We start from the raw sequence: 4,231 nt of genomic DNA on the forward strand, positions 1-4,231 counted from the left end.
CTTTTTCCATGTCTCACATTTTAGCATATATTTCGTAAATGTGCTAATATTTAACAGTAAAGCCGTCGTAGAACGACGGGGTTTCAGACCCAAATTTTCGATGACCAGCAGCCGTAAGTAACTTAACCAGAAGTTGGGATTGCGAGTCCTCATCAAGCAATAATCTTAGGCTCAACACTAATCCCCTTTGCTTCCAGACGGTGGCGTTCTTCTTCCGCTTCTTGCTTGAGTAGCTGCTGATTAGCCCCGCAGTAGTCAATTGCCTCATAGATAGCAGCCAAAGGTAACTCCCAATTAAGAGCTGCTTCTTGAGGAGTCATCTGGTTGACAATCATATCTGACCAGACATCAAAAGCTTTCAGCCTCCTACCTTGAAAATAAAGCTGTTGTCGCCAGGAATGAGGACGTTTCTCTAAATACTGCCATTGAGTTTTTGCCGCGTTAGTAGTCATGCTGATGTCTTGATCAAAGCTGGTATCCCTAGTTTATCAGCTACAGAAGCAGCGCACCGTCGAAGGCGGCTCTCTTCGAGATCGCGCTAACCCAATGTTGTTTGGTGTTGTAACCCAATCGGATTCAGAAAATCCTATCTTCCTGTTTTTTGACCTCAGCAAGATCATAATTCATCTGGAGGCGCAGCCAGAAAGCAGGGGTGCTACCGATTGTCTTTGACAAACGCACAGCCATTTCCGGGGAAATCCCCGCCTTGCCATTGATTAGGTTAGATAGTCTAGAGCGTGACACGTTCAGCATTTTTGCCGCAGCCGTAACGGTCAATTCAAGCTCTTCAATCGAACTTTTGACAATTCTGCCCGGATGTACGGGATTTTTCAGGGTCATCATGTTTTTTCCCTCAATGATAATCTACAAGGTCAATGTCGAGAGCGTTTCCATCTTCACCCATCACCCATCCTCAAAATCCCCAAATCACTGAAAATCCTGATGCTGACAAGGAAGTAGTGCAGATACCAGCGTAAGCCATGAGGGAGAGGAATGTAAAGATTTATTAAATATAGAGAAATTGCGGCATGAGATATGATCGATATGGTTGCCTATTAGTCTAAGTCAAATGAACATTGAACAAGTTATCATTAAAAACCTAAGAAAACTTCCCTTAGAAAAACAACAAGAAGTGTTATCCTTCACCGAATCTCTCACCTCAAGAATTTCCCTCCCTTCCCCAGATTATAGTCTCACTCCCCAGGAAAAAGCTCAAAAATGGCAGAAAGTAATCGCTAAACTTCCTAAAACAAGTGCGAATTTACCTGATGAAGCTTTACACCGTGACACTATGTATGAAGACTAATGACTCAATATTTACTGGATACTAACATTTTGCTTCGGGCGGCTGATACGTCTTCAGCAACTTATTCTCTTGCTAATAATGTAATTACTCAAATCGTTGAAACAGCTAATGAATGTGTTATTATTCCTCAAGTTTTAATTGAATTTTGGCTAGTTGCAACCCGCCCCCTTGATGTTAATGGTTTAGGTTGGACTCCAGCACAAGCTACAAATTATGTCAATGATTTATTAGATAACTTTACATTAATTGCAGAAACGCCGGATATTTTTCCCCTTTGGTTTCAATTAGTCACCATCTACAACATTAAAGGAAAACGCACTCATGATATTAGGCTTCTTGCTGTTATGAAAGCTTCTAACATTACCCATTTATTAACCTTTAATCCTGATGACTTTATCCCTATTCCCAATATTACCATCGTTCATCCTCAAGATTTCATTAATTCCCAATAATTAGGCAGCAAATCCGACATACCGCACCACAATCCCTCACGGAAGTGGATAGTTCACCTGAAAAGGGGAAAAACAGGGAAAAACACCTGAGACTCCTTCTTCTGTGAATCACTGTCTTATGGCGAAAGGAGAAACAGCAGTCTAGAAAAAAGTTCTGGTATTATTTATAGACATCGCCGCGAGGTTTAATAGTTGTAATGATCTATAGATTGTTGTCTCTATCTTCAAAAAACAACACTCGATACTTACCTACTCGCAATCTTAGTTCATCTCTTCCGTAAAGGGGTTTAATATCTAATTTTGTAGAATCCGAAATCAAAGTATCCAAAGCTTCAAGAAGACGAATTTGATCATTTTTAGGCATCCTTTCTAAGTAGCGCTCTGCTTGTCTAAGTAGAATATAATCAGCCAAGTTTATCTCCAAATAATTTGTATTTTAATTCTGTTGAAGTGATTCCAGTATCTCGACCGGATAAATAATCTTGCCATGCTGCTTGGCTTTCAGCAAGTTCTTCGGCTGGAATGATCTCATCGTCATCTTTTGGCGCTACGGTCGGCTTGATGATAGTTTTTAAATCCTCTAAAAGTCGCAACTTATCCGTAAGGGGAAGATTCTCTATTTGGCTGAGGATTTCATAGTAAGTTGTCATAGACCTTGATCGTATCAGATAATCCGAACACACCTCAAATAATACCACATCCAGATACTAACCAAAAATGGTAAAAGCGGTGGGCTGTTCACAACCGACTTGGTTCTGCGGTTTCTTTATCGGGATTAAGAGAGGAATGTAAAGATTTATTAAATTGTAGCTTTTAATACAGTTGTGGGGGGGGGAATGTGTATTGTTGTTTTGTCCGCCTTTGGTGTTGGGTTGTTGCTTAATCTGGCCGCAAGAAGGCGATCGCACTTTGAGGAGATACATTAATGAAAACAAGTGTAATATACATAACGGCTGTATTAACTTTATTGGGACTAACTGTGTCTCGACAAGCTAAAACATTTAACTTAAGTGAAAACAAAGACTTTTTAATAGCTCAATCTGGTCAAGTATATAAGTGTATAAATGATCATGGCAGATTTTCGATAGTGCCAGGTATTCCTGGTGCAACTTCCAGTAGGGTCAGTTGCCTGATCCCCGTGAAATCGGTAAAAAGATGTATGTACAAAAGATTTCTTGATAAAACTTTCCATCGTTGTTCTTTAGCCATACCAGCTTTAGATGGTGTTCCAGTCAATACATATTATTCCATAGGAACAACTGCGGGACTCACAACATTGTTTACTATCGATTAATTTACAGGAATATCTATCCATGTATCGATTAGTGTGGGAATCTCTGATACCTCAATATTTTTGAGAACTTGTTTCATGGCTTAAGTAGGTGCATCTACATCTTTCATTGTACCTTATCTAATCATATCTACATATCTAATAGTGTTCCTCAAATTATAACTTTCCTCCTCGCTCTCGGCACTATCGGCGCAGCTTCAACCCTGAAGCGCAAACTAAAATCATCCCAATCTACCGAAAAAGAAACCACAAAAGTAGGATAAATTACTTCTAAAAATACCATAAATGCCCCTTCATTTAGTCAATTGAGGGGTTATTTTTTGTGTATTGTTTATTGTCTATTATTTAATTGCTGCTAACTAATTGACAACAAGAGCGTTTTTTTATGGTAAAATGGTTGGCCTAGTGTAGATATAGTAAAAGTTGAAATGTCTGTCACCCATATTAATAATCTTCAAGACCAGATTTTGCAAAGTATTAAGACTTTACCGCTAGAAAAACAGCAACAAGTCCTTGAATTTGTCAAATCCTTACAAAGAAATTCACGTTTTCAGAAATGGGACAATATTTCAGATGCAGAAGCACAATCGTTACAAAATGAATTTGCTCAAGAGGATATTAGCTTTTCAGAAAGTATTTTACCCGATTATTTATCTCACCTTGAACAAGAGGATAAGGAATAAATGCGAGGCGATATTTATCTAGCTGATTTGAATCCGAGTCGTGGTTCAGAACAAGCTGGTATTCGACCTGTTATTATTGTCCAACATAACAATATTGATCGCTTCACTAGCACTGTTGTTGTAATTCCATTAACCAGTAATTTACGTCGCGCACAAATTCCTGGAACAATGGTTATTCCCGCAGGACAAGGAGGCTTAAATCAGGAATCAGTAGCCTTATGTTATCAAATTGTTGTTATTGATAGACAACGACTTCAGAGACAGTTGGGGACACTTTCTTCTAGTTATTTACAGCAATTGGAAGAGGTGATGCGATACACATTAGATTTAACATAAAACCCTAATATGAATGTTTAATTAGGGTTTGCTGAAAAAGTACGGGCGAAGCATTCGGGCAATAACCTATCGGTGAAACCGTAGATTTTTTATCCGAATGCTTCGCCCCTACAGGACGCGGGCCGATGAAGACGCAAGGTTTTGAAGCACGATTCTCTCAAAA

9 protein-coding genes and 1 pseudogene are annotated in these 4,231 nt (G+C 39.0%); 6 read left to right on the forward strand and 4 right to left on the reverse strand.

Features of this window, described 5'->3' with window-relative positions; all coding sequences use genetic code 11:
- Nucleotides 1-152: 152 nt before the first annotated feature.
- Complete coding sequence (locus IM477_RS10390) at nt 153-452, reverse strand: hypothetical protein (protein WP_287731638.1); 300 nt, start codon at nt 450-452, stop codon at nt 153-155.
- Between the two features lie 124 nt (nt 453-576).
- Nucleotides 577-843 carry a HigA family addiction module antitoxin gene (locus tag IM477_RS10395; RefSeq protein ID WP_249268040.1) on the reverse strand — a complete coding sequence of 89 codons (267 nt, stop codon included), beginning with the start codon at nt 841-843 and terminating at the stop codon, nt 577-579.
- A gap of 226 nt (nt 844-1,069) precedes the next feature.
- On the opposite strand from IM477_RS10395, the gene IM477_RS10400 reads away from it, so the two are divergent.
- Both IM477_RS10400 and IM477_RS10405 read left to right on the forward strand, forming a co-directional pair.
- Nucleotides 1,070-1,306 carry a hypothetical protein gene (locus IM477_RS10400; RefSeq protein ID WP_008202209.1) on the forward strand — a complete coding sequence of 79 codons (237 nt, stop codon included), beginning with the start codon at nt 1,070-1,072 and terminating at the stop codon, nt 1,304-1,306.
- Nucleotides 1,306-1,758, forward strand: a complete 453-nt coding sequence (locus IM477_RS10405; protein ID WP_287731639.1) for a type II toxin-antitoxin system VapC family toxin — start codon at nt 1,306-1,308, stop codon at nt 1,756-1,758. Before IM477_RS10400 ends, IM477_RS10405 begins: the two co-directional genes overlap by 1 nt.
- 202 nt (nt 1,759-1,960) lie before the next feature.
- Here the strand turns inward: IM477_RS10405 and IM477_RS10410 are convergent, their stop codons facing one another.
- A complete protein-coding gene (locus IM477_RS10410) occupies nt 1,961-2,170 on the reverse strand; it encodes a type II toxin-antitoxin system RelE family toxin (RefSeq protein ID WP_002798168.1) in 210 nt (69 codons plus the stop codon).
- Nucleotides 2,163-2,408, reverse strand: a complete 246-nt coding sequence (locus IM477_RS10415; RefSeq protein WP_002734321.1) for a hypothetical protein — start codon at nt 2,406-2,408, stop codon at nt 2,163-2,165. The genes IM477_RS10410 and IM477_RS10415 overlap by 8 nt, the downstream gene beginning before the upstream one ends.
- Before the next feature lie 275 nt (nt 2,409-2,683).
- Between IM477_RS10415 and IM477_RS10420 the strand changes: the two genes are divergently transcribed.
- The 4 genes and pseudogenes from IM477_RS10420 to IM477_RS10435 all read left to right on the forward strand — a co-directional run bounded on the left by IM477_RS10420 (nt 2,684) and on the right by IM477_RS10435 (nt 4,068).
- Entirely contained in the window at nt 2,684-3,052 is a 369-nt protein-coding gene (locus IM477_RS10420) for a hypothetical protein (RefSeq protein ID WP_287731640.1), read from the forward strand.
- A gap of 164 nt (nt 3,053-3,216) precedes the next feature.
- Nucleotides 3,217-3,312, forward strand: a pseudogene (locus IM477_RS10425) (LamG domain-containing protein); the annotation flags it as partial.
- Nucleotides 3,313-3,477: 165 nt separating this feature from the next.
- Nucleotides 3,478-3,732, forward strand: coding sequence for a hypothetical protein (locus tag IM477_RS10430; protein WP_002734916.1), 255 nt, complete (start codon nt 3,478-3,480; stop codon nt 3,730-3,732).
- Nucleotides 3,733-4,068 (forward strand): type II toxin-antitoxin system PemK/MazF family toxin, encoded by a 336-nt coding sequence (locus IM477_RS10435; protein ID WP_287731641.1) that lies wholly within the window; start codon nt 3,733-3,735, stop codon nt 4,066-4,068. It abuts the gene before it with no gap.
- Nucleotides 4,069-4,231: the final 163 nt, after the last annotated feature.

It is taken from the genome of Microcystis sp. M090S1 (assembly GCF_020246295.1).
GTDB lineage: Bacteria > Cyanobacteriota > Cyanobacteriia > Cyanobacteriales > Microcystaceae > Microcystis > Microcystis aeruginosa.

Coding starts and splice junctions, on each gene's coding strand:
- IM477_RS10430 (WP_002734916.1), top strand. CDS start 3,478: ATGTCTGTCACCCATATTAATAATCTTCAAGACCAGATTTTGCAAAGT.
- IM477_RS10415 (WP_002734321.1), bottom strand. CDS start 2,408: ATGACAACTTACTATGAAATCCTCAGCCAAATAGAGAATCTTCCCCTT.
- IM477_RS10400 (WP_008202209.1), top strand. CDS start 1,070: ATGAACATTGAACAAGTTATCATTAAAAACCTAAGAAAACTTCCCTTA.
- IM477_RS10405 (WP_287731639.1), top strand. CDS start 1,306: ATGACTCAATATTTACTGGATACTAACATTTTGCTTCGGGCGGCTGAT.
- IM477_RS10390 (WP_287731638.1), bottom strand. CDS start 452: ATGACTACTAACGCGGCAAAAACTCAATGGCAGTATTTAGAGAAACGT.
- IM477_RS10395 (WP_249268040.1), bottom strand. CDS start 843: ATGATGACCCTGAAAAATCCCGTACATCCGGGCAGAATTGTCAAAAGT.
- IM477_RS10420 (WP_287731640.1), top strand. CDS start 2,684: ATGAAAACAAGTGTAATATACATAACGGCTGTATTAACTTTATTGGGA.
- IM477_RS10435 (WP_287731641.1), top strand. CDS start 3,733: ATGCGAGGCGATATTTATCTAGCTGATTTGAATCCGAGTCGTGGTTCA.